Annotated in this window: 1 protein-coding gene; it reads right to left on the bottom strand. The window is 34.5% G+C overall.

Annotation, left to right across the window (positions count from 1 at the left end; all coding sequences use genetic code 11):
* Window positions 1–42: 42 nt before the first annotated feature.
* Window positions 43–1,365 carry a hypothetical protein gene (locus tag EKL98_RS15705; protein ID WP_126563122.1) on the bottom strand — a complete coding sequence of 441 codons (1,323 nt, stop codon included), beginning with the start codon at window positions 1,363–1,365 and terminating at the stop codon, window positions 43–45.
* Window positions 1,366–1,548: the final 183 nt, after the last annotated feature.

The following is a 1,548-nucleotide window of genomic DNA, read 5'->3' as shown; positions in this document are numbered from 1 at the left end:
GCTTATCAGTCTTATAGTTTCCTATTAAAATTATTTCTTTAATCATAAAATACTTTTTTCTGAAGGAGTTTCAATATTGTTCATACTGGCCAATACTAAACCCGCCATACTAATGCCATAACCCAAAATACTGGGTTGTGCCCATTGACCTTGTGCTATTGCTGCACAGGCTGCTCCACAAATAATAAAGGGAAGCAGTTTTTCTTCTTTTGGTAAATTCCAAGATTGGAAAGCAATACTAGCCGCTAAAAATAGACGTAAAATAATTAGCCCCCCTCCAAAAATTATTCCCTGTTCACCCGCTACTCGACTAAATTCGGTTTCTCCAATTAAAAAAACCACTTTACCAGATAACATTTGAGCACCAGCATTGGTACCCATACCTAAATTACCTGCAAACAGGGGTTGATTGAATAAATCAACAATAGGCTGCATAAAATCATTTAACATTCTCAACAAAATAGAATCTTTTAAACCACCTCCGCTGGTGTTTTTATTTGCCGCATCAACACGATGCATAAACACTTCTGAACTTAGGTTAAATAAAGTTGAATATTGCTGCAAAATAAGTATTGTAAAATAAAAAACTACACATACAAATACTATTTTAAACATCATTTTGAAACTAGTGACCGATGCCATTATCGCAAATAAACCAACTATTAGCACACTTACAACTGCGCCTCGGCTAATGGTAAGCGGCATTGCAATAACTAAAGTTATGGTACTTACCAAGAGTAAAACTTTGGAGCAAGGCGACTTGGACAACCAAAAATAAAAAATAAATACTGATATTGCGGAATAAAAAATAGACAATCCTGCTGTAAATGAAAAAGTACCTGAGGGTCTAAAATAGCCCATTGCCCCCGAAAAACCAGCACTTCCCTCCCCTCCAATTCCAATGTTAATAAAAGCAGATTGTGGACTTGAAAATTGAAAATAAACAATTAATGTAATTAAGATATTGACAACCAACATCGCACGACCTAATTTGAGCACATCCTCTTTTGAAAAAACGGAGCCAATGATAAAAATCAAAGGAAAATGGAGCATCATAATTCGGGCTCCATACAGCCCTACAAACAGATTACCATGACCAAAAGTTAGTGTTACTACCAATCCTAATAATGTAAAAATTGCACTTAAAACTACATAAGGATTTAAAAATTTTACATTCAAATTTAATGCCTTAATTATAATATATACTGCAATTGGATCACGAACAATCAGCAGAGGTGTTGCTAAACTGGGTAAAATCCATTTTCTTAATGCTCCTTCAAAGATCCAAAGAAAAAAATACAACCAAATAGCTGTTTTAATTGCATTATAATTAGGAAATACTGCTTGATCTGACACTGTATTCATTACTTTTTTTTTAAACCTTCTTTAACGATGAAAATGCATCTGCCATCTCTTGACCATAAACCGACCAAGGTCTGGTTAGGGCTTTATTTTGTGCTGCTAACCCAAATTGTTGCACTATTTCTGGTTTTTCAAGTATAGTAGTAAATACTTTTTTTATTGCGCTAGAAGAGCCCGCAGGAACAA

The sequence above is a fragment of the Flavobacterium bomense genome (genome assembly GCF_003970355.1).
Note: the sequence above shows the minus strand (reverse complement) of the source record. Positions and strands in the feature narration are given on the sequence as shown.

What these genes read in the sequence shown, in the direction of transcription:
- EKL98_RS15705 (WP_126563122.1), bottom strand. Translation starts at nt 1,365, where the DNA reads ATGAATACAGTGTCAGATCAAGCAGTATTTCCTAATTATAATGCAATT.